Genomic DNA, 24690 nt, shown 5'->3' with positions numbered 1-24690 from the left:
GGCGGCGTGCGCGGTGACTACCAGGAGCTGGTCGACGAGGTCTCGGCGCTGCTCGGCGCCCCCGCGACCCTGGAGGACCGCGACTTCCGGCTGATCGCCTTCGGCGCGCACGACAGCGACGACGACAGTGCCATGGACCCGGTGCGGACCCGGTCGATCCTCACCCGCCGCTCCACCGCCGAGGTCCGCTCCTGGTTCGAGCGCTTCGGCATCGCCCGCGCCACGGCCCCGGTCCGCATCCCCGCCGCCCCCGACGCCGGGGTGTTCCGGCCCCGGCTGTGCCTGCCGGTGCGGCACGGCGGCGTCGTCCACGGCTACGTGTGGCTGCTGGACACCAGCGGGCACACCGACGCCCAACTGGCCGCCGCCATGGCGGTCGCCGCCCGCATCGGCGCGCTGCTGGCCGCCGAGTCCCGCGCGGGCGCCGACGCCGGCCGGGCGCTGGGCGATCTCCTCGGCTCCGTCCCCGGGCCCGGCCGCACGGCCGCCCGCGAGGCGTTGCGGGCCGCGCTCGGCCCGGACGCGGACGAGGCCCACGCGGTGGTGTGCGTCCTGCCCTGGCCGGGCGGCGAGGACGGCGACGCCCCGGGACCGCGCGGTGTGCCGGGCGCCGCCGCGCTGTGCGTGGTGCCGCCGCAGGAGACCGCGGGTGAGACGCACCGGGAGCCCCCGGTCGCGGCGCTCGCCGCCCTGGTACGGCTGCGCTCGACGACGATGTCGGGGCCCGCGCTCACGGCGGCCGCGCGGCTGATGGAGGGCAACGGCCAGGCGGCGGAGCCGGACGCGCGGGCCGGGATCAGCGCCCCGCGCCAGGGACTCGCCGAGCTGCCCGAGGCATGGCACGAGGCCGTCTCCGCGGCCCGCGCCGCCCGTGCCCAGCCCAGGCTCGGACGCACGGCGGAGTGGCAGGCGATCGGCCCCTACCGGATGCTGGCCGCACTGCCCACCGGGGCGGTGGACCCGGCGGTGCGCCCGCTGCTGGACCCCTCGCACGCCGACCTCGCACGTACCGCCGAGGTGTACCTCGACCGTGCGGGGCAGGCCGGGCGCGCCGCCGCGGAACTGCGGATACACCGCCAGACGCTCTACTACCGGCTGTCCCGCGTCGAGCGGCTGACCGGCCTCGACCTCGACGACGGGGAGGACCGGCTGCTGCTCCACATAGCCCTCAAGACGGCCGGGCTCGGGGGCTGATGGGACTGTTGCCGACCCGAGGGGGCACAAGTAACGTGGCGCGAGGCCGTTGGGGGGCTTGATCAACACGCACTGGACGCGGGTGACCCGCGCGTCCCGCGCGGACACCGCGGAGCGAAACAAGGGGATCAGGAGCCGGTGACTCATTCCACGGAGGCCCACGGACGCGAACGCCCAGCGCTGTGGAGGACACCGCCGGCCGTCCCCGGCAGACCGCGCCCCGACCGCAGACTGCTCCTGGCCGGGCTGCTGTTGGTCGTGTCGCTGGCCGCCTTCACCGCGCTGTGCCTGTCGATGCCCGTGCCCATGGCCGACATGCAGGTCTACCGTGCCGAGGGCGCGGCCGCCGTCGACGGCACCGACCTGTACGGCTTCACCGTCACCGAGTGGAAGCTCCCCGCGACCTATCCGCCCTTCGCCGCGCTGCTGTTCGTACCGACGACGTGGCTGCCCGTACCGCTGCTGAAGGTGGCCTTCATGGGCGGCAACCTGCTGCTGCTCGGGCTGCTGGCGCACCTGTCCTGCCGGGCGACGGGCTGGCCGCGCGCCCGCGGCTCGCGCTGGGTGGTGGTGGTCCTGGCGATGGCCCTCGGGCTGTGGCTCGAGCCGGTCTTCCAGACGATGCTGTACGGCCAGATCAACCTGCTGCTCACGGTGCTGGTGCTGTGGGACCTGAGCAGGCCGGACGGCGCACGCGGCAAGGGCATCGCGATCGGCGTGGCGGCCGGCATCAAGCTCACCCCGGCGATCTTCGCCGTCTACCTGCTGCTGACCGGCCGGCGCAAGGAGGCCGCGGTCGCCGCAGCCGCCTTCGCCGGCACCACGCTGCTGGGTGCGCTCGCGCTGCCCGGCGCGACGGTCGACTACTGGACCCGCTGCCTGTTCGACACCAGCCGGATCGGCAAGGTCTGGATCGTCGACAACCAGTCCCTGCAGGGCCTGGTCGCCCGGATGCTGCACACCGCCCACCCTGGCGCCGTGTGGGCGGTCGCCGCGTTCGTGGTGGCCTGCGCGGGGCTCGCGGTCTCGGTGCGGATGGGCCGGCTGGGCCGGGAGGCCTGGGGCGTGGTGTGCTGCGCGGTGACGGCACTGCTCATCACGCCGATCAGCTGGTCGCACCACTGGGTGTGGTGCGTGCCGATGCTGATCCTGCTCGCCGCCGAAGCGCCCCGCTGGGCGCTGCGGGTGGCCGCGGTGGCCTTCCTGGCGCGCACGCTGTGGATCGTGCCGAAGGCCGGTGACCTCGATCTGCACCTGGCGTGGTGGCTGCAGCCCTTCGCCTCCCCGTACCCCGTGCTGGGTCTGGTCTTCCTGGCGGCGGTGGCGCTGCGCTTCCGGCCCGGCTCCCCCGCGATGGCGGCGCTGACGGCGAAGGGGCGGCCGTCCCGGATCGCCCGGGTCGGCCGCCCCCAGCGGAGCGAACCGGCCGTCAGTCCTCGAGATTGACCGCGCGGGCCGAGCTCGCGCCGATCTCCTCGGCGATCTCGGCCAGCACCGGCGCCGGGATGGCGGTGTCGACGGTCAGCGCGACCAGCGCCTCGCCGCCGGCCTGGTCACGGGCGACCTGCATGCCCGCGATGTTGACGCCGGCGTCGCCCAGGATGCGGCCGATGGTGCCGACGACGCCGGGACGGTCGGTGTAGCGCAGGAAGCCCATGTGGTCGGCGAAGACCAGGTCCACGTCGTCGTCGCCGACGGCGACGATCTTCTGGATGTGCTTGGGGCCCGCCAGCGTGCCGGAGACGGCCACCTCGGTGCCGTCGGAGAGGGTGCCCCGCACGGTGACCAGGTTGCGGTGGTCGGGCGACTCGCTGCTGGTGGTGAGGCGGACCTCGACCCCGCGCTCCTGCGCGAAGAGCGGGGCGTTGACGTAGCTGACGGTCTCGTCGACCACGTCCTCGAAGACGCCCTTGAGGGCGGAGAGCTCCAGCACCTTCACGTCGTGCTGGGTGATCTCGCCGCGCACCTCGACGTCGAGGCGGACCGCGACCTCGCCCGCGAGGGCGGTGAAGATCCGGCCGAGCTTCTCGGCGAGCGGCAGGCCCGGGCGGACGTCCTCGGCGATGACACCGCCCTGGACGTTGACCGCGTCCGGCACCAGCTCACCGGCGAGCGCCAGGCGCACGGAGCGGGCGACGGAGATGCCCGCCTTCTCCTGGGCCTCGTCGGTGGATGCGCCCAGGTGCGGGGTGGCCACGACGTTGTCGAACTGGAAGAGCGGCGAGTCCGTGCACGGTTCCTTGGCGTACACGTCCAGGCCGGCGCCGCCGACCCGGCCCTCCTTGAGCGCGGCGGACAGCGCCTCCTCGTCCACGATGCCGCCGCGGGCGGCGTTGACGATGCGGACGTGCGGCTTGACCTTGCGCAGCGCCTCCTCGCCGATCAGGCCCACGGTCTCCGGGGTCTTGGGGAGGTGCACGGTGATGAAGTCGGAGACCTGCAGCAGTTCGTCGAGGCTGAGGATCTTCACGCCCATCTGGGCGGCGCGCGCGGGCTGGATGTAGGGGTCGTACGCGACGATCTTCATCCCGAAGGCCGACATGCGCTGGGCCACCAGGGCGCCGATGCGGCCGAGGCCGACCACGCCGAGGGTCTTCTCGGCGAGCTCGACGCCGGTGTACTTGTTGCGCTTCCACTCGCCCTGCTTCAGGGCCGCGTTCGCCGGGGCGATGTTGCGGGCCACGGCGATCAGCAGGCCGCACGCCAGCTCGGCGGCGGTGACGATGTTGGAGGTCGGGGCGTTGACGACCATCACGCCGGCCTTGGTGGCCGCGGAGACGTCCACGTTGTCCAGGCCGACGCCCGCGCGGGCCACGACCTTGAGCTTGGAGGCTGCGGCGATGGCCTCGGCGTCCACCTTGGTGGCGCTGCGGATCAGGATGGCGTCGGCGTCGGCGATCGCGCTCAGCAGTTCTCCCCGGTCGGCGCCGTTGCAGTGCCGGATCTCGAAGTCCGGCCCGAGGGCGTCAACGGTGGCGGGCGACAGCTCTTCAGCGATGAGTACGACGGGGTTGCTCACGTGAGTCCTCACTAGTCCCTGGTCTACGGCCGCGTCCCGACGGCCGAAGGCGGTGGAGAGGGATGGCATGCCGCGTGGAAGACGCACGACGCTGTGAGCCTGACGCGCTTGTTAATGGAGTGTATCGGCGGCGGGCCCGGCATCCTGCGCCAACGTGGAAGGATCACCCGCACGAGGGTGTACGGGGTGGCCAAAGCCGCCGGTCCCGGGGGCGCGGCGCCCCCGGGACCGTTCCGACCGCGGTGCGGAGGACTTACGCCTCCTCGTCCACCCAGCTCATGAGCTTGCGGAGCTTCTTGCCGGTGGTCTCCAGCAGGTGGTTCTCGTCGGCCTTCTTGTACTCGTTGTACCGGGGCAGGCCCGCGTTGTACTCGGCGATCCAGTTGTTGGCGAAGGAGCCGTCCTGGATCTCACCGAGGATCTTCTTCATCTCCGCCTTGGTGGCGTCGGTGATGATGCGGGGACCGGTGACGTAGTCACCCCACTCGGCGGTCTCCGAGATCGACCAGCGCATCTTCTCCAGGCCGCCCTCGTACATCAGGTCCACGATGAGCTTCAGCTCGTGCAGGCACTCGAAGTACGCGATCTCCGGCTGGTAACCCGCCTCGGTCAGCGTCTCGAAACCGGCCTTGACCAGCGCCGCCGTACCACCGCAGAGCACCGCCTGCTCACCGAACAGGTCGGTCTCGGTCTCCTCGGTGAACGTCGTCTTGATGACGCCCGCACGGGTGCCGCCGATCGCCTTGGCGTAGGACAGCGCCAGCGCGAAGCCGTTCCCGGTCGCGTCCTGCTCGACGGCCGCGATGCACGGCACGCCGCGGCCCTCCTCGTACTGACGGCGCACCAGGTGACCCGGGCCCTTGGGCGCGACCATGCACACGTCGACACCGGCCGGGGGCTTGATGAAGCCGTAGCGGATGTTCAGGCCGTGACCGAAGAACAGCGCGTCGCCGTCCTTCAGGTTGTCCTTGACGGACTCCTCGTAGACCCGCGCCTGGATCGGGTCCGGGACCAGGATCATGATGACGTCGGCCTCGGCCGCGGCCTCGGCGGGGGTCACCACGCGCAGGCCCTGCTCCTCGGCCTTCGCCTTGGACTTGGAGCCCTCGTGCAGGCCGACCCGCACGTCCACACCCGAGTCGCGCAGCGACAGCGCGTGCGCGTGCCCCTGGCTCCCGTAGCCGATGACCGCGACCTTGCGGCCCTGGATGATGGACAGGTCGGCATCGTCGTCGTAGAACAGCTCGGCCACTTCGGGTCTCTCCTTGGTGATCTGGGGGTTGCCCACACACTACGTCCGCGGGCGGAATCAAGTTTTACGGTCTCGCTATGCGGTCCGGTCGAGGGCGCGCAGGGAGCGGTCGGTGATCGAGCGGGCGCCGCGGCCGATCGCGATCGTGCCGGACTGGACGAGCTCCTTGATGCCGAAGGGCTCCAGCATCTTCAGCATGGCCTCGAGCTTGTCGGCGCCGCCGGTGGCCTCGATGGTGACCGCCTCGGGCGAGACGTCCACGGTCTTGGCGCGGAACAGCTGGACGATCTCCACGATCTGGGAGCGGGACTCGTTGTCGGCGCGCACCTTCACCAGGACGAGTTCGCGCTGGACGGCGGCGGACGGCTCCAGCTCGACGATCTTCAGGACGTTGACCAGCTTGTTCAGCTGCTTGGTGACCTGCTCCAGCGGGAGGTCCTCGATCACGTTCACCACGATGGTGATGCGGGAGATGTCGGCGTGCTCGGTGGTGCCGACGGCGAGGGAGTCGATGTTGAAGCCGCGCCGGGAGAACAGGGCGGTGATCCTGGCCAGGACGCCGGGCTTGTTCTCCACCAGGACGGAGAGCGTGTGCTTGGACATGTCGCGTCGTTCCTCTGCTTCTCTCTCGGTCCTCAGTCGTCCGCGGCGTCGCCGAAGTCGGGGCGGACGTCACGGGCGGCCATGATCTCGTCGTTGGAGGTGCCGGCGGCGACCATCGGCCACACCATGGCGTCCTCGTGGACGATGAAGTCCACGACGACCGGGCGGTCGTTGATGGCGTTGGCCTTCTCGATGACCTCGTCCAGCTCGTCGGGGGACTCGCAGCGCAGGCCGACGCAGCCCATGGCCTCCGACAGCTTGACGAAGTCCGGGACGCGGGTACCGGTCGGCGGGGTCTGGCTGACGCCCTGGTGGGAGCCGCGGCCGGCGTTGGTCTCGCCGGCGTGCAGGACGGTGTTGGAGTAGCGCTCGTTGTAGAAGAGCGACTGCCACTGCCGGACCATGCCCAGGGCGCCGTTGTTGATGATGGCGACCTTGATCGGGATGTTGTTCAGCGCGCAGGTGACCAGCTCCTGGTTGGTCATCTGGAAGCAGCCGTCGCCGTCGACCGCCCACACCGTGGCGCCGGGCCGGCCGGCCTTGGCGCCCATGGCCGCGGGGACGGCGTAGCCCATCGTCCCGGCGCCGCCGGAGTTGAACCAGGTGTTGGGCCGCTCGAAGGAGATGAACTGCGAGGCCCACATCTGGTGCTGGCCGACGCCGGCCGCGAAGAGGGTGCCCTCGGGGGCCAGCTCGCCGATCCGCTGGATGACCTGCTGCGGGGACAGGCTGCCGTCGGCGGGCAGGTCGTAGCCGAGCGGGTAGGTGTCGCGCAGCCCGCTCAGCAGCTTCCACCAGTCGGCGTAGTCGCCGCGGCGGCCCGCCTCGTGGTCGGCCTGGACGGCGACGATCAGGTCGGCGATGACCTCACGGGCGTCACCCACGATCGGCACGTCGGCGACGCGGTTCTTGGAGATCTCGGCCGGGTCGATGTCGGCGTGCACGATCTTGGCGTACGGGGCGAAGGAGTCGAGCTTGCCGGTGACGCGGTCGTCGAAGCGGGCGCCGAGGGCGACGATCAGGTCGGCCTTCTGCAGGGCCGCGACGGCGGAGACCGAGCCGTGCATGCCGGGCATGCCGACGTGCTGGGCGTGGCTGTCGGGGAACGCGCCCAGCGCCATGAGGGTGGTGGTGACCGGGGCGCCGGTCAGCTCGGCCAGGATGCGCAGCTCGCCCGTGGCGCGGGCCTTGAGGACGCCGCCGCCGACGTACAGCACGGGGCGCTTGGCCTCGTTGATCAGCCGGGCGGCTTCACGGATCTGCTTGGCGTGCGGCTTGGTGACCGGGCGGTAGCCGGGCAGGTCGGCGGTGGGCGGCCAGGAGAACGTGGTCTGCGACTGCAGGGCGTCCTTGGCGATGTCGACCAGGACCGGGCCGGGGCGGCCGGTGGAGGCGATGTGGAAGGCCTCGGCGATGGTGCGCGGGATGTCGTCCGCGTCGGTGACGAGGAAGTTGTGCTTGGTGATCGGCATCGTGATGCCGCAGATGTCCGCCTCCTGGAAGGCGTCGGTGCCGATCGCCTTGGAGGCCACCTGGCCGGTGATCGCGACGATGGGGACCGAGTCCATGTGGGCGTCGGCGATCGGGGTGACCAGGTTGGTCGCGCCCGGGCCCGAGGTCGCCATGCAGACGCCGACCTTGCCGGTGGCCTGCGCGTAGCCGGTGGCGGCGTGGCCCGCCCCCTGCTCGTGCCGGACCAGGACGTGGCGCACCTTCGAGGAATCCATGAGCGGGTCGTACGCGGGAAGGATCGCACCACCCGGGATGCCGAACACCGTGTCGGCACCGACCGCCTCAAGAGAACGAATGAGGGACTGGGCGCCCGTGACGCGCTCGGCGGGAGTGGGCTGCGGCGCGGCGCCGCGGGCCCGCGGCTGCGGGTGGTGGGCCCCGGTGGCCTGCTCGGTCATCTGGTTCTCATCTCTCAGGAGTTTGAGGGTGGAGAGGGCGGTATGTCTGGATCCCAGGCAACAAAAAACCCCTCGTGCCGGCAGGCAAGCGAGGGGAGCGCGTCGGTGCGTTCCACGAGGCGGTCAGGGGCCCCGGGTCAGCCGACGCGCTTTCCAAGTACGAGAATTCGGGTGCGCATGGGACTGACCTTCCTCCTCGCGAGCGGGGAGTGTCAAGCGGGTGGGACGGGCGTCTCATTATTTGAGCGTAGCTCGTCCGCCTTGCGTGTGCCGCGCACGGAGATCCGGCTGCTGCCGAGCGGGACCGGCCCATCGGGCACCGGGTAGCCCCCGCGGGTCAGCGAGGAGCGCAGCCGGTGCTCGTCCAGCGGCCCCGAGAATGCCATGCCCTGACCGTGGGTGCAGCTCATCTCACGCAGGACCAGCACCTGCTCGGGACGGTCCACGCCCTCGGCCACCGAGCGGATCCCGAGGTCCTCGGCGATGCGCAGCAGCCCCGCGGTGATCTTCCGCAGCCGTGGTGACTCCACGACGCCCTCGGTGAGCCCCCGGTCCAGCTTGAGCACGTCGACGGGGAGCCGCCGCAGCGCGTTCATGGGCGCGTAGCCGCTGCCGAATCCCTCCAGGGAGATGCGCACCCCGAGCCGGCTCAGCGCGGTCAGCCGTCGCTCCAGCTCGTCCAGGGAGATCCGCGGGTCCTGGTCGCCGATCTGCAGGACGAGGGAGTCCGGTGGCAGCCCGTGCCGTTCGAGCAGGGCCTCGACGTCCTTGGTGGGCAGCTCGCGGTGCATCAGGCGCCGGGTGGACAGCCGTACGGCGACGGGGACCGGGCAGCCCGCGGCGCGGCGCAGCGCGGCCTGGCCGACCGCCTCCTCCAGCAGCCAGCGGGCCAGCTGCGCGGTGCGGTCGGTGTCCTCCGCGACCCGCAGGAACTCCGCGGGGGTGAAGAGGATGCCCTGCGCGGAGCGCCAGCGGGCCTGGGCCTCGACCGCCGTCACCTCGCCGGTGCCGAGGTCGACCACGGGCTGGTGGAGCAGGGCGAACTCGCCGTCCCGCAGGGCCGTGCGCAGCCGCCCCGCGAGCTCGGCCCTGCGCACCACCTCGGCCTGCATGGCGGGCGCGTACATCTCGACCCGGCCCTTGCCGGCCTGCTTGGCCCGGTACATCGCCAGGTCGGCGTTGCGCAGCAGCTCGCCGGCGCTGACCCCGGGGTCGGCGAAGGCCACGCCGATGCTGGCGGCCACCCGGACCTCGGTGCCGTCCACCCGGTACGGCTCGGAGAGGGCGGCGCGGAGCCGGTCGGCGACCTCGTGGACCTGGTACTCGCGCAGATGGCGGTCGGCGCTGGTGCCGCAGATGAGGGCGGCGAACTCGTCGCCGCCCAGGCGTGCGGCGGTGTCGCCGGCGCGCACCGAGTCCCGCAGGCGCCGCGCCGCCTGGACGAGGAGTTCGTCGCCGGCCTGGTGGCCGACGGTGTCGTTGACCGCCTTGAAGCCGTCGAGGTCGATGAAGAGCACCGCCGTGGTGCCGGTGTCGCCGTCGCCGGCCCGGCGGCCGCCGATCGCCTGGCGGATCCGTTCGGTGAACAGGGCCCGGTTGGGCAGGTCGGTGAGCGGGTCGTGCGAGGCGTTGTGCTGCAGCTGGGCCTGGAGCCGGACGCGCTCGGTGACATCCCGGCTGTTGAAGATCAGGCCGCCCTGGTGGCGGTTGACGATCGACTCGACGTTGAGCCAGCTGCCGTCACCGTGCCGTATGCGGCATTCGATGCGGGTGGCGGGCTCCTCGGCCGCGTGGGCGGCCAGGAAGCGGCGCACCTCGTGCACCACCCGGCCCAGGTCCTCGGGATGGATGTGGGTGGCGAACTCGGTGCCGACCCACTCCTCGGGATCGCAGCCGTACACACCCTTGGCGGCGGGGCTCACGTAGCGCAGCACGCCGGTCGGCGAGGCGATCATGATGACGTCGCTGGAGCCCTGCACGAGCGACCGGAAGTGGTTCTCCTTCTGGGCCAGCTCCTGGGTGAGGGCCATGTTGTCCAGCAGCATGATCCCTTGGCGCACGACCAGGGCGAGCACCACGGTGCAGCCGGTGAGGAGCACCACCCGGTCGCTCTTGCGGCCGTCGATGACGTTGTAGAGGATGCCGAGCACGCAGACCGCGGCGGCCAGGTACGGGGTCAGCGCCGCCAGCGAGCCGCTCACCCGGCGGCCCTGCTCCTGTTGCCGTTCCGCCGTCGCCCGCTCCGCCGCGACCCGCTCGCCGACCCAGGGGGCGTAGGCGAGCAGCATGCTGCCGGCGAACCATCCGGCGTCCAGGATCTGGCCGGAGGTGTAGTGCTCGCGCAACAGGGGCGAGGTGAACAGCGCGTCGCACAGCACGGTCAGGGCGAGGGAGGCGATGGCGGTGTTCACCGCCGCCCGGTTGGCCGAGGAGCGCCGGAAGTGCAGCGCCAGCACCATGCTGACGAGCATGATGTCCAGCAGCGGGTACGCCAGGGACAGGGCGATGCGCGCGGTGCTGCGGCCCTCCCACAGGGCCGTCTGGGCCAGGGCGAGGGTCCACGAGAGGGTCAGCAGGGAGCCGCCGATGAGCCAGGCGTCCAGTCCGAGGCAGACCCAGCCGGCCCGGGTGACCGGCCGCTTGGCGAGCACCAGCAGCCCGATGATCGCGGGAGGCGCGAAGAGCAGGAAGCAGAAGTCGGCGACCGAGGTGCGCGGCACGTCGTCGCGCAGCACGACCTCGTACCAGCCCCAGATGCCGTTGCCGAGCGCCACCATGGCGGAGGAGACGGCGAACAGCGCCCACGCGGGGCGGTACCGGTCGGCGGGGGCCCTGTGGACGTAGACCAGGCAGGAGACGGCCGCGGCCAGCGCGGCCACGGAGAGCCCGAAGTCGCCCATGACCAGGGCCAGCCCGGTGGATCCCCAGCCGAAGGCCGATCCGATGGCGTAGCCGCCGCAGAGCACGGCCAGCAGCATCTGGGGCAGCAGGCCGGTCCGGTTGCCCGGCGCGGACGCCTGCGAGAGGACCGCACCGGGCGTGCTCACGGTGTCGTCCCGTGACGCCGTGAGCGTCCCCGGCACGGTGTGCTGTGGTCCAGCGTCGGATGCTCTCTCCATTGGCCGTACATCGCCCGTCGCCCCCCATCAAGTCCTGAGTCGTCCCACGCCCGTTCGCAGCTCGCCGAGCCACGCCGGTCGTGTTCCCCCAGTGCGGGACGATACACCAGTTCAGTCACTCAGGGACATAGTTCCTCTACACAGCGTGACCACGCGTAGCGTCCTGCCCCACGCGTGGGGCACCCGGTGCCAAGGCGCGGTCAGGTGGTCATGACGACGTTCGCGAGGTCCTGGCCGGCCGCGAACCGGCGGAGTTGCTCGCGGAGCAGCCGCTTGGCCCTGGGCAGGAACGCGGAGGTGCTGCCGCCGACGTGCGGGCTGACCAGGAGGCCCGGGGCGTGCCACAGCGGGTGCCCCGGAGGCAGCGGCTCGGGATCGGTGACATCGAGTGCCGCCTGGAGGCGGCCGGCCTCCAGCTCCCCGAGGAGCGCCTTGGTGTCCACCACGGGTCCGCGGGCGACGTTCACCAGCAGGGCCCCGTCCTTCATCCCGGCCAGGAACCGCGCGTCGGCCAGATGGCGGGTGTCCGCGGTGAGCGGGGTCGACAGGACGACCACGTCCGCCTCCGGCAGCAGCCGCGGCAGGTCCCCCAGGGCGTGCACGGGGCCGCGCGGGGAGCGCCGGGCCAGCCGCGCGACCCGGGTGACGTGGCATTCGAAGGGGGTGAGCCGGTCCTCGATGGCCGCGCCGATCGCTCCGTAGCCGACGATGAGCACGTGCTTGTCGGCGAGCGCCGGGTAGAAGCCGGCGTGCCATTCCTCGGCGTCCTGGCCGCGTACGAAGCGGGGGATGCCGCGCAGGGCCGCAAGGGTGAGGGTGACGGCCAGCTCGGCGGTGCTGGCCTCGTGCACCCCGCGGGCGTTGCACAGCCGCACACCCGGCGGGAGCTGCCGGAGGTAGGGCAGGACGTGGTCGACACCCGCGCTGAGGGTCTGCACCACGCCGACCCCGGACATGCGGGGCAGCGGGCGGCCGGCGACCTCGGGGCCCTTCATGTAGGGCACCACGTAGAACGCGGCGTCGGCCGGGTCGGCCGGGAACTCCTCGGCACCGTCCCAGAAGAGGTAGTCGAGCTCTGAGGGGAGCCCTTCGACGTCCGCTGCGGGGATCGGGAGCCAGACCGTGGGGCGGTGGTTCCGGGTGATGTCAGCCATGGTCAGGAGGCTATGGCACAGTGGGGCGGCGCGAGAGGTCAGCGGAGGTCAGCCAGGTGGAGTGCAGGACGGTCGGATCGGCGGCTCTGGAGGTGGGCGCCGTCGGCCTGGGATGCATGCCGATGAGCTGGGCGTACACGGCGTCCCGGCAGGACGGCGAATCGTCACTGCGGGCCGTGCACACGGCGGTCGACCACGGCACGACGCTGCTGGACACCGCCGACATGTACGGGCCGTTCACCAACGAGCTGCTGCTGGGGCGGGTGCTGAGGGAGCGTCGCCGGGAGGTCTTTGTCTCCACCAAGTGCGGACTGCTCGTCGGTGAGCAGCACCTGGTGGCCAACGGCCGTCCCTCGTACGTGAAGCGGGCCTGCGACGCGTCGCTGCGGCGGCTGCAGACGGACGTGATCGACCTCTACCAGTTGCACCGGGCCGATCCGGAGGTCCCCGTCGAGGAGACGTGGGGCGCGATGGCGGAGCTGGTCGCGGCCGGCAAGGTGCGCGCGCTGGGGTGGTGCGCGGTGGGCGCGCGGGCGGCCCGGCGCCCGGGGGCGGGCATATACGACGAGACACTGCGGCAGTTGCGCCGCGCCCAACAGGTCTTCCCGGTCAGCTGCGTGCAGGCCGAGCTGTCGGTGTGGTCGCCCGAGGCGCTGGCGCAGCTGCTGCCCTGGTGCACGCAGCGCGGGGTCGGGTTCATGGCCGCGATGCCGCTCGGCAACGGCTTCCTGACGGGCACGCTCACCCCCGGACAGGGCTTCGAGCCGGACGACGTACGGGCCCGCCATCCCCGGTTCACGGCCGAGATGATGGCCGCCAACCAGCCGATCGTCGCAGGACTGCGCCGGGTCGCCGAGGTGCACGGCGCGACGCCCGCGCAGGTCGCGCTGGCCTGGGTGCTGGCCCAGGGACCGCAGGTCGTGCCGATCCCCGGCGCGAAGCGGGAGCGGTGGACGGTGGAGAACGCCGGCGCCGCGGAACTGCGTCTGTCCGACGAGGACTTCGCCGAGATCGCGGCGCTGCCGCCGGCGCGGGGTTCCTGGGACTGAGGGCGCCGCCGGGACCACCGGGGCCGGAAGGACCCGAGGGACCGGCGGGGAGGGCGACGGGAAACCCACGGCATACGACGGGAACCGCGAACGGCCGGGCGGTGTAGTGAGGGATGTGATGTTCTTGGAGTCCGAGCCGGAGAACCCCCGGGAGGGAAGCGTGCGACGCCGTGCCGCCGTCGTGACCGCCGCGCTGGCAGGTGCCGCGCTGCTCGCCACCGGATGCTCCTCGGACGGTGGCTCCGCCCAGGCACCCCCGGGCTCCGCCTCCGCCACCGCCGGTTCGTCGGCGCCGGCCTCCGGGGGCGGCGACGAACCCCCGGCGCCGGCGAAGGGCACGGCCGAGGTGACCGGCACCGTCGCGACCGGGCTCACCACCCCGTGGGGCGTGGCCGTGCTGGCCGAGGGCGATCTGCTGGTGGCCTCCCGGGACACCGGCCGGGTCGTCCGGGTGGCCGCCGGCAGCGGCCGCACGACGCAGGTCGGCACGGTGCCCGGGGTCTCCTCGGGCGGCGAGGGCGGCCTCCTGGGGCTCGCCGTCTCGCGGGACTTCGCGACCGACCACCTGGTGTACGCCTACTTCACCACCGCCTCGGACAACCGCATCGCGCGCATGCTCTACGACCCGGCGAAGCCGGCCGGGGAGCAGTTGGGCGCTCCGGACACGATCCTGCGCGGCATCCCGCACGGGGCCATCCACAACGGCGGGCGGATCGCCTTCGGCCCCGACGGCATGCTCTACGCGGGCACGGGCGAGAGCGGCGACCGGGGCCTGGCGCAGGACAAGAAGTCCCTGGGCGGCAAGATCCTGCGGATGACCCCCGACGGCGAGCCGGCGCACGGCAATCCCGAGGCGGACTCCGTCGTCTACTCCTACGGGCACCGCAATGTGCAGGGCCTGGCCTGGGACGGCCAGGGGCGGCTGTGGGCCGCGGAGTTCGGGCAGGACACCTGGGACGAGCTGAATCTGATCGAGCCGGGGAAGAACTACGGCTGGCCGGTCGTGGAGGGCCTCGCCCACCGCGACGGCTACGCGGACCCGATCGCGCAGTGGCGCACCGACGACGCCTCGCCCAGCGGCATCGCCTACGCGGACGGCTCGATCTGGATGGCCTCGCTGCGCGGCGCCCGCCTGTGGCGGATCCCGCTGGCCGGTACGAAGGCCGCGGCCGACCCGCAGGCGTTCTTCGTCGGGGAGTACGGCCGGCTGCGCACCGTCGTCGCCGATCCGGACGGCGGTCTGCTGCTGACCACCAGCAACACCGACGGCCGCGGCGAGCCCCGCAAGGGCGACGACCGGATCCTGCGGCTGCGGGTGAGCTGACCCACGACACCTTGGGGGGTGCGATGTTCAACGCGCTGGACGAGCTGTTCGCGCCGGGCCGCAGGCACGCCGAGGACGAGCGCAACCGCCTGGAGCTGGTGCGCGACGAGGAGGGCGACGCGGATCCGGGCCGGGGCCCCGTCGACCTGGACTCGGGCACCGTGCTGATACGTCCGCCGCGGGCCGGCGGCTAGCCGCCCACGAGCCGTCCGCCGACCGGCCGCGGCGGCCGGTTCAGCCCGGCTGCCCGGCGAACAGCCGCAGCCGGTGGGCGAGCGCGGCCGCCTCGCCGCGGCCCGAGACACCGAGCTTGGCGAGGATGTTGGAGACGTGCACGCTCGCGGTCTTCGGCGAGATGAACAGCTCCTCGGCGATGCGGCGGTTGGTGTAGCCGGCGGCGACCCGGCGCAGCACCTCGCGCTCGCGCGCGGTCAGGCCGAAGGGCTCCGGTTCCCCGGCGGTTTCGGGCGCGGCCTCCTCCGGTTCCTCGAGCACCAGCCGGCCCCGCCGGGCGAGCAGCCGGACGGCGTCGCGCAGCGGGACGGCCCCCAGGCAGTCGGCGACCTCGCACGCCCCGCGCAGCATGGCGGCCGCGCGGTCGCGGGCGCCGGGATCGTGCAGGGTGAGCAGGGCCTCGGCGTGCCGGAGCCGTACCAGGGCGAGCGGGTACGGGCGGTCGAGGGCGGCGAAGGCCTCCTCCGCGGCGGCCCAGGGCCCGGGGTCGGTGCTCCCGTCGGCGCGCAGCAGTTCGGCCTCGACCAGCAGGGCGTGGGCGGCCCACACCGGGGACAGCCGGGGCAGCCGGCCCGCCGCCTTGCGGATGAGGGCGAGCATCTCGGGGCGGCCGGCCTCCGCCCCGGGCAGCCCCAGCGCGTCCGCCTCCACGGCGGCCGCGGTGTGCAGCATGGGCCAGACGTAGCGGTGGAACGCGGACGGGAACCCCGCCTCCAGAGCGGCGCGCACCGCGGCCCGCGCCTCCAGGAAGCGTCCGCGCCCGGCGGCGACGGCGATGGTCAGATGACGCAGCGGAAGGGTGTTCTGCGGCTGGTGGTCCCGGGGGCCCAGGTGGTCCCGGGCGGCGGCGACCTCGGCCTCGGCGCGGTCGTACTCCCCGCGCAGCACGGCGAGATGGGCCAGCAGCGTCGCGGCCCAGCCGAGGTACAGGGCGTGGTTGGTGTTCTCCCGGCCGCGGACGGCGACCTCGGCCGCCTCGTCCCAGCGGCCGAGGGCGAGCAGGGACTCCGCCTGGTTGGCGGAGGCGAAGGTGGCGCCGTCGCGCAGCCCGTGGCGGGTGGCGCCCTCCACTCCCCGGCGGGCCACCGCGATCGCCTCCTCCGAGCGGCCCACGGCCTCCAGCAGGGCGGCGAGGTTGGCGTCGACGTTCACCGTGAGGTTGCCGTACCGGGCGGCGGCGGCCCGTTCGCGGGCGGCCTCCAGCGCGGCGATGCCGGCGTCGGCGTCACCGGTGTCGGCGAGCAGGATGCCCAGGGTGACCCGTGCGTGGAGCTCCGTCTCCTCGGCACCGACGAGCCGGGCCAGTTCGATGGCACGCTCCGCCGTGGTGATGCCGTCCGGCCCCGGGTCGTGCATCATCGCCCACCCGGCCACGCTCTCCAGCACCTCGGCGTGGACCGGGGACGGCGGCAGCCCGCGGACGAGTTCCTGGGCCTCGGCGATCTCCGCCCAGCCGTCGCCGCGGCCCATCGCGACCATCAGCCGGGAGCGCTGGATCCAGAACCAGGCGGCGCGCAGCGGGTCGCCGGAACGCTCCAGCAGGCGCAGCGCCCGCTTGGTGACCTCGTAGGCGCCCTCGCGGTCGGCACTGAGGCGTGCGGCCACGGTCGTCTCGGCGAGCAGGTCCATGTACTGCAGGGGCTTGCTGCCCGGGTCGCAGCCGCAAGGAGGGAACACCTCGACGTAGTCGACGGGCCGCAGTTCCTCACGGACCTCTCCGGGGGTGTCGTCCCACAGCTCCAGGGCGCGTTCGAGCAGCCGGTGCTGTTCGGCGTAGGCGTGCCGGCGCCGCGCCTCGACGGAGGCCCGCAGCACGGCGGGCAGCGCCTTGGCGGGCTCGTGGGCGTGGTACCAGTAACTGGCCAGCCGGGCCGGGAGTTCGTCGGCGGGCACCAGCCCGGCGTCGGCCTCCAGGGCCTGCGCGTAGCGGCGGTTGATACGGCTGCGCTCCCCGGGCAGCAGATCGTCGCCGACGGCCTCACGGACCAGCGAGTGCCGGAAGCGGTAGCCGTCGCCGTCGTCGGTGGGGAGCAGGATCTTGGCGCCCACGGCGGAGCGCAGGGCTTCGATGAGTTCGTCCTCACCGAGCCCCGCGACGGCCTCCAGCAGCCGGTACTCGACGGCGGAGCCGCCCTCGGCGACGACGCGGGCGACGCGCTGCGCGGTCTCGGGCAGGGTCTCGACCCGGACGAGCAGCAGGTCGCGCAGGCTGTCGCTGAGGCCGGTGCGGCAGCCCTGGGTGATGCTGCAGGCGAGTTCCTCGACGAAGAAGGGGTTGCCGTCGGAACGGCCGAAGACCCGGTCGACCATGCTCGGGGAGGGCTCGGAGTCGAGGATGCCGGCCACCTGGGCGCGGACCTCACCGCGGTTGAACCGGGACAGCTCCAGGCGCACCACGGATCGCATCCGGTCGAGCTCGGCGAGGAAGGGCCGCAGCGGGTGGCGGCGGTGGATGTCGTCGGAGCGGTAGGTGGCCAGGACGACGAGCCGGCCGCGGGAGAGCGAGCGCAGCAGGTAGCCGAGGAGTTCGCGGGTCGAGCGGTCGGCCCAGTGCAGGTCCTCGAGGGCGACGACGAGCGTGCGCTCCTCCGACAGCCGTTCCAGCAGCCGGGAGGTGAGCTCGAAGAGCCGGGCGCGGCCGTGCTCGTCGCGCTGGTCGGCGAGGGGGTCGGGGCCGTCCGTCCCGCCCAGGCCGGGCAGCAGGCGGGCGAGTTCGCCCTCGCTGCCGGCGGCCGCGGCGACCAGTTCGTCGCCGAACCTGCGGTGCAGGGCGCGCAGGATCGTCGCGACGGGGGCGAACGGCAGTCCGTCCGCGCCGATCTCCACGCAGGCGCCGACGGCGGTCACGGTCCCCGGTCCGTCCTGCGCCGCGGCGAGGAACTCCTCGACGAGCCGGGTCTTGCCGACGCCGGCCTCACCGCCGATCACCAACGCCTGCGGCTCGCCCGCGTGAGCGCGGGCGAGCGCGGAGGTGAGGCGGGTCAGTTCGCGGGTGCGGCCGACGAACACCGGGCTGACCGACTGGTTCTGCACGGTCCCGAGCATCGCACGGGGCCCTGACGGCGCGGTACCGGTTTGCACCGGCACCACGGTGCTCATCCGGCGGCCCTCAGCCGCCGGGAGAGCCGGCCGGCCCTCCTTCCGTGCCGCCTTCCCTCGTCCTGGTCGGCGGCGGCCACGCGCCGGCCGCCTGCGGTGCGGGCGGCCTCGCGGGCGGCCTTGCGGGCCTGGTGCGCCAGGCGGTACTCGGCGGCCTCGCGCAGCAGTTGCTCCGTGCGTTCGCGGCCCAGCAGTTCGTGGGTGTACATCTCGTGCTCCTCGGGTTCGGGACCGATGTTCCGGAGTCGTTCTCCGTGCCATCAGCCTCGTCCCCAAGGGGGGTGGGGCACATCGGGCAACCGCCCAGGCTTCGGGGGTGAGGATGCCTTAGGCCGCGCGGCGGACCGCTCAGGTCCTCGGGGGCCGCGCGGCCTGCCTCCTCAGAGGTCTCAGCCGCCGGAGGAGACCGGGGCCTCGGCCACGCTCGGCAGCCCTCCGAAGAGGTCGAACCACGTCCCGAGCGCGACGCACAGCCCGAGCGCGCCGAGGGCGAGACCGCCCCAGGCGACGGCGCGCACCCACGGTGCGGCGTTCCGTCCGGCGAGCAGCACCGCGCCGAGGACGACGAGGGCGATCAGCGCGCAGACGCCGTTGACGGCGGCCGTGGTGTGCCAGGGGCCGCCGTATATCTGCTCGATCTGCTGGGCGGCGCTGCCGGAGGAGGTGTTGATCTGACCGACCAGCTGCCGCCGCTCGGCCAGGACGGTGCCCAGCCAGGTGCCGGTGAGGGACGCGAGGCCGAGGGCGGCGCCGACGACCGCCGCGGCGCCCGGCACGACCCCGGCGGGGCGGGGGGCGTCCGGTGTGTCAAGGGTGTCCGGCTCGTCGAGGTCGTCGGGCGTGTCAAGGTCGTCGGTCGCGTCGAGGGCCCGCGGCTCGTCGGGCGCGGGCGGTCCGGCGTCGGTCGCGGTCGCGGACGTCGCGCCGTCGTCCTCGGCCCGGTCGAGCTCGGCGTCCGCGGCGCGATCGTCGGCTGCCGCCCCGTGGGTCTTGGTGGTCTCCATGGGCGGCAACCGTACGGTCAGATTCTGAGAGCCGTCTGAGAACCGGGCTCGTCCACGGCCGTCGCCGCGGGCTCCGCCGGGCCCTCGATGCAGATCCGCGGCAGCCGGCGCTCCAGCCACCGGGGCAGCCACCAGTTCCGGTCGCCCAGCATGTGCATCAGCGCCGGTACGAGCAACGTCCGCAGGACGAAGGCGTCGAGCGCGACGGCGGCCGCCAGGCCGATGCCGAACATCGCGATCACGCGGTCGCCGCTGAGCACGAAGGCCAGGAAGACGGAGATCATGATGACCGCGGCGGAGTTGATCACACGGCTGGTCTCGGCGAGGCCGACCCGGACCGCCCGGCGGTTGTCACCGGTCTCGCGCCACTCCTCGTACATGCGGCTGACGAGGAAGACCTGGTAGTCCATGGAGAGCCCGAAGAGCACCGAGACCATGATCACCGGCAGGAAGGGCTCGATCGGGCCGGCCGCCCCCAGCCCCAGCAGCTCGCTCCCCCAGCCCCACTGGAAGATCGCGACCACGATGCCGAAGGACGAGGCGACGGCGACGACGTTCATGACCGCGGCCTTGAGCGGGATGCCGAAGCTGCGGAAGGCCAGCAGCAGGAGCAGGCAGCCCAGGCCGATGACGGAGCCCACGAAGAGCGGCAGCTTGCCGACGATCACCGAGGCGAAGTCCGCGTAGCCCGCGGTGACTCCGCCGACGTACACCTCCAGGGAGGTGCCCTCGGTGGCCTCGGGGATGACGTCCTCGCGCAGGTGGGTGACGAGCCGGTCGGTGGCCTGGTCCTGCGGGGAGGTGGTGGGGACGACGTCGATGACGTCCAGCCCGCTGCCGTGCTGCGCCTGCTCCATGTGCACCGCCGCGACGCCCTCGGTGCGCCCCAGGACGACGGTGAGCTGCTCCAGGGCCGCGCGGTCGGCGGCGTCGCCCGACTTGGCGACCAGTTGCAGCGGGCCGTTGAAACCGGGCCCGAAGCCCTCGGAGAGCATGTCGTACGCCTGGCGGGTGGTGGTGCCCGCGGCGCTGTTGCCCTGGTCGGAGGCGCCCAGGTGGAGGGAGGTCGTGGGCAGCGCCAGGACGAGCATGACGACGGCGGCGACCGCGCCGAGGACCTTGGGGTGCCGTTCGACGAACGCGGACCAGCGGGCCGCGAACCCGGTCGGCAGCTCGGGCGACGGCCCGTGCTCGACGAGCCGGCGCCGCTCCCGGCGGCTGAGCGCCTTCATGCCGATGGTGCCCAGCAGCGCGGGCAGCAGCGTCACCGAGGCGGCGACGGTGAGGATCACGGTGAGGGAGGCGGCGATGGCGACGCCGTTGAGGAAGGACAGCCGCAGGATCAGCATGCCGAGCAGGGCCACGCAGACCGTGCCGCCGGCGAAGACCACCGCCCTGCCGGTCGTGGCGACCGCCTTCTCGGCGGCTTCCCGTACCGGCAGGCCCTGTTTCAGGCCCCTGCGGTGGCGGGTGACGATGAACAGGGCGTAGTCGATGCCGACGCCCAGGCCGATGAGCAGGCCGAGCATCGGCGCGAAGTCGGCCACTCTGATCAGGTGGCCGAGCAGTTCGATCGCCATGTACGCGGTGCCCACGCTGACCAGCGCGGTGATGATCGGCATGAACATCGCGAACAGCGAACCGAAGGCCACCAGCAGGACCACGGCGGCGACGGCGACGCCCACGACCTCGCTCATGTGCCCGCCGCCGCCCTCGGTGAGCGCGATGGCGCCACCGCCGAGGGCGACCCGGGTGTTGCCGTCGGCCGCCGCCCTGGCCGTGTCGACGACCTTCTGCACCTGGTCGGCGTGCAGGTCGTCCGAGGGCCTGTCGAACATCACGGTCGCGTAGGCGGTGTGCCCGTCCTCGCTGATCTGCGGGGCGCCCTCGGCGCTGTAGGGGCTGGTCACCGAGGCGACCCCGGGGAGTGCGGCCACCTCGTCCAGCGCGCCGGTCAGCCGCTCCCTGACGGACGCGACGCCCACGGTGCCCTTGTCGGTGTGCCAGACGATCGTGTCGCTGTCCCCGGCCGAGCCGGGGAAGGCCTCCTTCAGCAGGGCGGTGGCCTTGCTGGAGTCGGTGCCCTTGATGTCGTAGTCGTTGGAGTAGGCGGATCCGGCGAGCAGGGCGGCCGTGGACAGACCGAGGAGGGCGACGAGCCACAGCAGGACGACGGCGAGACGGCGGTTGAGGCACCAGCGGGCGAGTGCAGCCATTGCTCTCCCTGGGGTTGCGCGGATCTTTCAGGCCGGGGAAGAGCCCGCAAAGAAGACACCACGTACGTCCCCGACTGAAGCAGGAAGAAGAGATCGTTGGCCGCTTTCGTGCGGTTAATCACATACCGTGCGGGGAATTTATGTCGCCCTTACAAGCGGCGGACCTGCGACAACGCGGAAGGGGCGGGCCCCCCTGACCGGGAGCCCGCCCCTTGTGCGCCGTGCGCCTGCCGGCCGCGTGGGATCAGCCCTGGACGCCCAGCTTCTCCAGCACGAGCTCGCGCACGCGCTTGGCGTCGGCCTGACCGCGGGTGATCTTCATGACGGCGCCGATGAGCGCGCCCGCCGCCGCCAGATTGCCGCCACGGATCTTGTCCGCGACGGCGGCGTTGGCCGCGATGGCCTCGTCGACGGCCGCGCCGAGCGCGCCCTCGTCCGAGACGACCTTCAGACCGCGCTTCTCGACGACCTCGTCCGGCTCGCCCTCGCCGTCCAGCACGCCCTCGATGACCTGGCGGGCCAGCTTGTCGTTGAGCGAGCCCTCGGCCACCAGGGCCGCCACCCGGGCCACCTGGGCCGGGGTGATGGGCAGGGCGGTCAGTTCCACGCCGTCCTCGTTGGAGCGGCGGGCCAGCTCGCCCATCCACCACTTGCGCGCGGCGGCCGCGTCGGCGCCCGCCTCCATGGTGGCGACGATCGGGTCGATTGCACCGGCGTTGAGCACCGACTGCATCTCGTGGTCGGAGATGCCCCAGTCCTCCTGCAGGCGCGCGCGGCGCACCCGCGGGAGCTCGGGCAGGCCCGCCCGCAGCTCCTCGACCCACTCACGGGCCGGGGCGACGGGGACGAGGTCGGGCTCCGGGAAGTACCGGTAGTCCTCCGCCTCCTCCTTGATGCGGCCGGAGGTGGTGGAGCCGGTCTCCTCGTGGAAGTGCCGGGTCTCCTGGACGATCGTGCCGCCGGAGGAGAGCACGGCAGCGTGCCGCTGGATCTCGAAGCGGACGGCCCGCTCGACGCTGCGCAGCGAGTTGACGTTCTTGGTCTCGCTGCGGGTGCCGAACTTCTCCCGGCCGATGGGGCGCAGCGACAGGTTGACGTCGCAGCGCATCTGGCCCATCTCCATGCGGGCCTCGGAGACGCCCAGCGCCTTGATCAGCTCGCGCAGTTCGGTCACGTACGCCTTGGCGACCTCGGGCGCGCGCTCGCCGGCGCCCTCGATCGGCTTGGTGACGATCTCGATCAGCGGGATGCCGGCCCGGTTGTAGTCCAGCAGCGAGTGCGAGGCGCCGTGGATGCGGCCGGTGGCGCCGCCCACGTGGGTCGACTTGCCGGTGTCCTCCTCCATGTGGGCGCGCTCGATCTCCACGCGGAAGACCTCGCCGTCCTCCAGCTGCACGTCGAGGTAGCCGTTGAAGGCGATCGGCTCGTCGTACTGGGAGGTCTGGAAGTTCTTCGGCATGTCCGGGTAGAAGTAGTTCTTCCGGGCGAAGCGGCACCACTGCGCGATCTCGCAGTTGAGCGCGAGGCCGATCTTGATGGCGGACTCGACGCCGGTCGCGTTGACGGCCGGCAGCGCGCCGGGCATGCCCAGGCACACCGGGCACACCTGGCTGTTGGGCTCGGCGCCGAGTGCCGTCGAGCAGCCGCAGAACATCTTTGTCTTGGTGCCGAGCTCGACGTGGACCTCGAGGCCCATCACCGGGTCATAGGACGCGAGCGCGTCCTCGTACGACACCAGGTCCGTGACGGTCACAGTTCCGATACCTCTCAGTTCCCCGTCAGGATGACAGCACGTCATCGTCGCCGAGCCGCCGGAGCTGGCGGACCAGCAGGGCCACACCGGTGGCGATGGCGGCGGCGCTCACGACGGCATCGATCAGCAGCAGCGTGTCGCTGTCGGCCCGGCCGCGCTTCATCTGCCGTGCCACACCGACCGCGCCGAAGAGCGTCGTGCCGATCGACAGGTAGGTGCCGGACTTGCTCTTCTTGAAGCCCTTGGCCTTCTCGAGCTTGCTCACAGGATCGGTGCCTCCTCCAGCAGCGGGTGCCCCCAGCGTGCGGTGAACGCCGCTTCGACGGCCGCACCGACACGGTAGAGGCGGTCGTCGGCCATGGCCGGGGCGATGATCTGCAGACCGACCGGGAGCCCGTCCTCGGAAGCGAGGCCGCAGGGCACGGACATGGCGGCGTTGCCCGCCAGGTTGGCCGGGATGGTGCACAGGTCGGCGAGGTACATCGCCATCGGGTCGTCCGCGCGCTCGCCGATCGGGAACGCGGTGGTGGGGGTGGTCGGCGAGATCACCACGTCGACCTGCTGGAAGGAGCGCTCGAAGTCCCGGGAGATCAGGGTGCGGACCTTCTGGGCGCTGCCGTAGTACGCGTCGTAGTAGCCGGAGCTGAGCGCGTACGTGCCGAGCATGATGCGGCGCTTGACCTCGGGGCCGAAGCCGGCCTCGCGGGTGAGGGCGGTGACGTCCTCGGCGCTGCGGGTGCCGTCGTCGCCGACCCGCAGGCCGTAGCGCAGGCCGTCGAACCGGGCCAGGTTGGACGAGCACTCGGACGGGGCGATCAGGTAGTACGCGGCGAGCGCGTACTCGAAGGACGGGCAGGACAGCTCGACGACCTCGGCGCCGAGCTCGCGCAGCAGCTCGACCGACTCGTTGAACCGCTCCATGACGCCGGCCTGGTAGCCCTCGCCCGCGAACTCCTTGATGACGCCGACCCGCAGACCCTTGACGTCGCCGTTGCGCGCGGCCTCGACGACCGGAGGGACGGGGGCGTCGATGGAGGTGGAGTCCATCGGGTCGTAGCCCGCGATGACCTCGTGCAGCAGCGCGGCGTCCAGCACCGTGCGGGCACAGGGCCCGCCCTGGTCCAGGGAGGAGCTGAAGGCGACCATGCCGTAGCGGGAGACCCCGCCGTAGGTCGGCTTGACGCCGACCGTGCCGGTGACGGCGGCCGGCTGGCGGATGGAGCCGCCGGTGTCCGTGCCGATGGCCAGCGGCGCCTGGAAGGAGGCCAGGGCCGCGGAGGAACCGCCGCCCGAGCCGCCGGGGATGCGGGTGAGGTCCCACGGGTTGCCGGTGGGGCCGTAGGCGCTGTTCTCGGTGGAGGACCCCATGGCGAACTCGTCCATGTTGGTCTTGCCGAGGATGACGATGCCGGCCTGCTTGAGGCGGGCGGTCAGCGTCGCGTCGTACGGCGGGATCCAGCCTTCGAGGATCTTGGAGCCGACGGTCGTCGGGATCCCCTTGGTGGTGAAGATGTCCTTCAGCGCCAGCGGGACGCCCGCGAGCGGGCCGAGCTCCTCGCCCGCGGCGCGCTTGTCGTCGACGGCCTTGGCGGCCTTCAGGGCGCCCTCGGTGTCGACGTGCAGGAAGGCGTGGACCTTCTCGTCGACCGCGCCGATGCGGTCGAGGTGGGCCCGGGCGACCTCGACGGCGGACGTCTCGCCGGAGGCGACGGCGGCCGCGGTCTGTGCGGCGGTGAGCCTGGTCAGATCGGTCATCGTGA

18 protein-coding genes are annotated in these 24690 nt (G+C 72.6%); 5 read left to right on the top strand and 13 right to left on the bottom strand.

The features are described 5' to 3' along the window. The first annotated feature begins 6 nt into the window (after window positions 1–6). Together ACFV3E_RS31830 and ACFV3E_RS31825 are read left to right on the top strand one after the other, a co-directional pair. Window positions 7–1194: a PucR family transcriptional regulator gene (locus tag ACFV3E_RS31830; protein ID WP_500537797.1), complete on the top strand. Its 1188-nt coding sequence runs from the start codon at window positions 7–9 to the stop codon at window positions 1192–1194. 138 nt (window positions 1195–1332) lie between these two features. Further along, window positions 1333–2640, top strand: a complete 1308-nt coding sequence (locus ACFV3E_RS31825) for a glycosyltransferase 87 family protein (RefSeq protein ID WP_500537796.1) — start codon at window positions 1333–1335, stop codon at window positions 2638–2640. Here the strand turns inward: ACFV3E_RS31825 and serA are convergent. From serA to ACFV3E_RS31795, 6 genes are all read right to left on the bottom strand, one after another. Then, window positions 2624–4213 (bottom strand): phosphoglycerate dehydrogenase, encoded by a 1590-nt coding sequence (serA, locus tag ACFV3E_RS31820; protein WP_499514159.1) that lies wholly within the window; start codon window positions 4211–4213, stop codon window positions 2624–2626. The two genes, ACFV3E_RS31825 and serA, sit on opposite strands and share 17 nt — an antisense overlap. 253 nt (window positions 4214–4466) lie before the next feature. Next, complete coding sequence (ilvC, locus tag ACFV3E_RS31815; protein WP_499514158.1) at window positions 4467–5465, bottom strand: ketol-acid reductoisomerase; 999 nt, start codon at window positions 5463–5465, stop codon at window positions 4467–4469. 75 nt (window positions 5466–5540) lie between these two features. Beyond that, window positions 5541–6068: an acetolactate synthase small subunit gene (ilvN, locus tag ACFV3E_RS31810; protein WP_018563397.1), complete on the bottom strand. Its 528-nt coding sequence runs from the start codon at window positions 6066–6068 to the stop codon at window positions 5541–5543. A 32-nt stretch (window positions 6069–6100) separates the two neighbouring features. Beyond that, the gene (locus ACFV3E_RS31805) at window positions 6101–7978 is read right to left on the bottom strand and encodes an acetolactate synthase large subunit (RefSeq protein ID WP_500537795.1); all 1878 of its coding nucleotides are present in this window, start codon (window positions 7976–7978) and stop codon (window positions 6101–6103) included. Between the two features lie 212 nt (window positions 7979–8190). Beyond that, a complete protein-coding gene (locus ACFV3E_RS31800; protein WP_500537794.1) occupies window positions 8191–11025 on the bottom strand; it encodes a putative bifunctional diguanylate cyclase/phosphodiesterase in 2835 nt (944 codons plus the stop codon). Between the two features lie 272 nt (window positions 11026–11297). Next, window positions 11298–12251 (bottom strand): 2-hydroxyacid dehydrogenase, encoded by a 954-nt coding sequence (locus ACFV3E_RS31795; RefSeq protein WP_500537793.1) that lies wholly within the window; start codon window positions 12249–12251, stop codon window positions 11298–11300. Window positions 12252–12307: 56 nt separating this feature from the next. Between ACFV3E_RS31795 and ACFV3E_RS31790 the strand changes: the two genes are divergently transcribed. The 3 genes from ACFV3E_RS31790 (at window position 12308) to ACFV3E_RS31780 (ending at window position 14818) form a co-directional block, all read left to right on the top strand. Beyond that, window positions 12308–13300: an aldo/keto reductase gene (locus ACFV3E_RS31790; RefSeq protein WP_500537792.1), complete on the top strand. Its 993-nt coding sequence runs from the start codon at window positions 12308–12310 to the stop codon at window positions 13298–13300. Window positions 13301–13481: 181 nt separating this feature from the next. Further along, the gene (locus tag ACFV3E_RS31785) at window positions 13482–14624 is read left to right on the top strand and encodes a PQQ-dependent sugar dehydrogenase (RefSeq protein WP_500537814.1); all 1143 of its coding nucleotides are present in this window, start codon (window positions 13482–13484) and stop codon (window positions 14622–14624) included. A 23-nt stretch (window positions 14625–14647) separates the two neighbouring features. Continuing rightward, window positions 14648–14818, top strand: coding sequence for a DUF6191 domain-containing protein (locus ACFV3E_RS31780; protein ID WP_500366106.1), 171 nt, complete (start codon window positions 14648–14650; stop codon window positions 14816–14818). A 40-nt stretch (window positions 14819–14858) separates the two neighbouring features. On the opposite strand, the gene ACFV3E_RS31775 is transcribed toward ACFV3E_RS31780, so the two are convergent. The 7 genes from ACFV3E_RS31775 to gatA form a co-directional block, all read right to left on the bottom strand. Further along, a complete protein-coding gene (locus ACFV3E_RS31775; protein WP_500537791.1) occupies window positions 14859–17903 on the bottom strand; it encodes a helix-turn-helix transcriptional regulator in 3045 nt (1014 codons plus the stop codon). Window positions 17904–17953: 50 nt separating this feature from the next. Then, window positions 17954–18166, bottom strand: coding sequence for a hypothetical protein (locus tag ACFV3E_RS31770; RefSeq protein WP_500537790.1), 213 nt, complete (start codon window positions 18164–18166; stop codon window positions 17954–17956). A gap of 180 nt (window positions 18167–18346) precedes the next feature. Continuing rightward, window positions 18347–18961: a hypothetical protein gene (locus ACFV3E_RS31765; RefSeq protein WP_500537789.1), complete on the bottom strand. Its 615-nt coding sequence runs from the start codon at window positions 18959–18961 to the stop codon at window positions 18347–18349. 17 nt (window positions 18962–18978) lie between these two features. Further along, window positions 18979–21177: an MMPL family transporter gene (locus tag ACFV3E_RS31760; protein ID WP_500537788.1), complete on the bottom strand. Its 2199-nt coding sequence runs from the start codon at window positions 21175–21177 to the stop codon at window positions 18979–18981. Window positions 21178–21421: 244 nt separating this feature from the next. Continuing rightward, the gene (gene gatB, locus ACFV3E_RS31755; RefSeq protein WP_500537787.1) at window positions 21422–22975 is read right to left on the bottom strand and encodes an Asp-tRNA(Asn)/Glu-tRNA(Gln) amidotransferase subunit GatB; all 1554 of its coding nucleotides are present in this window, start codon (window positions 22973–22975) and stop codon (window positions 21422–21424) included. Beyond that, a complete protein-coding gene (locus ACFV3E_RS31750) occupies window positions 22956–23195 on the bottom strand; it encodes a hypothetical protein (RefSeq protein WP_326572304.1) in 240 nt (79 codons plus the stop codon). Before ACFV3E_RS31750 ends, gatB begins: the two co-directional genes overlap by 20 nt. After that, window positions 23192–24685 carry an Asp-tRNA(Asn)/Glu-tRNA(Gln) amidotransferase subunit GatA gene (gatA, locus tag ACFV3E_RS31745; RefSeq protein WP_500537786.1) on the bottom strand — a complete coding sequence of 498 codons (1494 nt, stop codon included), beginning with the start codon at window positions 24683–24685 and terminating at the stop codon, window positions 23192–23194. Before gatA ends, ACFV3E_RS31750 begins: the two co-directional genes overlap by 4 nt. Between the last annotated feature and the right edge of the window lie 5 nt (window positions 24686–24690).

Source organism: Streptomyces sp. NPDC059718 (assembly GCF_042733315.1).
In the GTDB taxonomy this organism is placed as follows: Bacteria; Actinomycetota; Actinomycetes; order Streptomycetales; family Streptomycetaceae; genus Actinacidiphila.
This window is presented reverse-complemented; position numbering and strand designations above follow the sequence as displayed.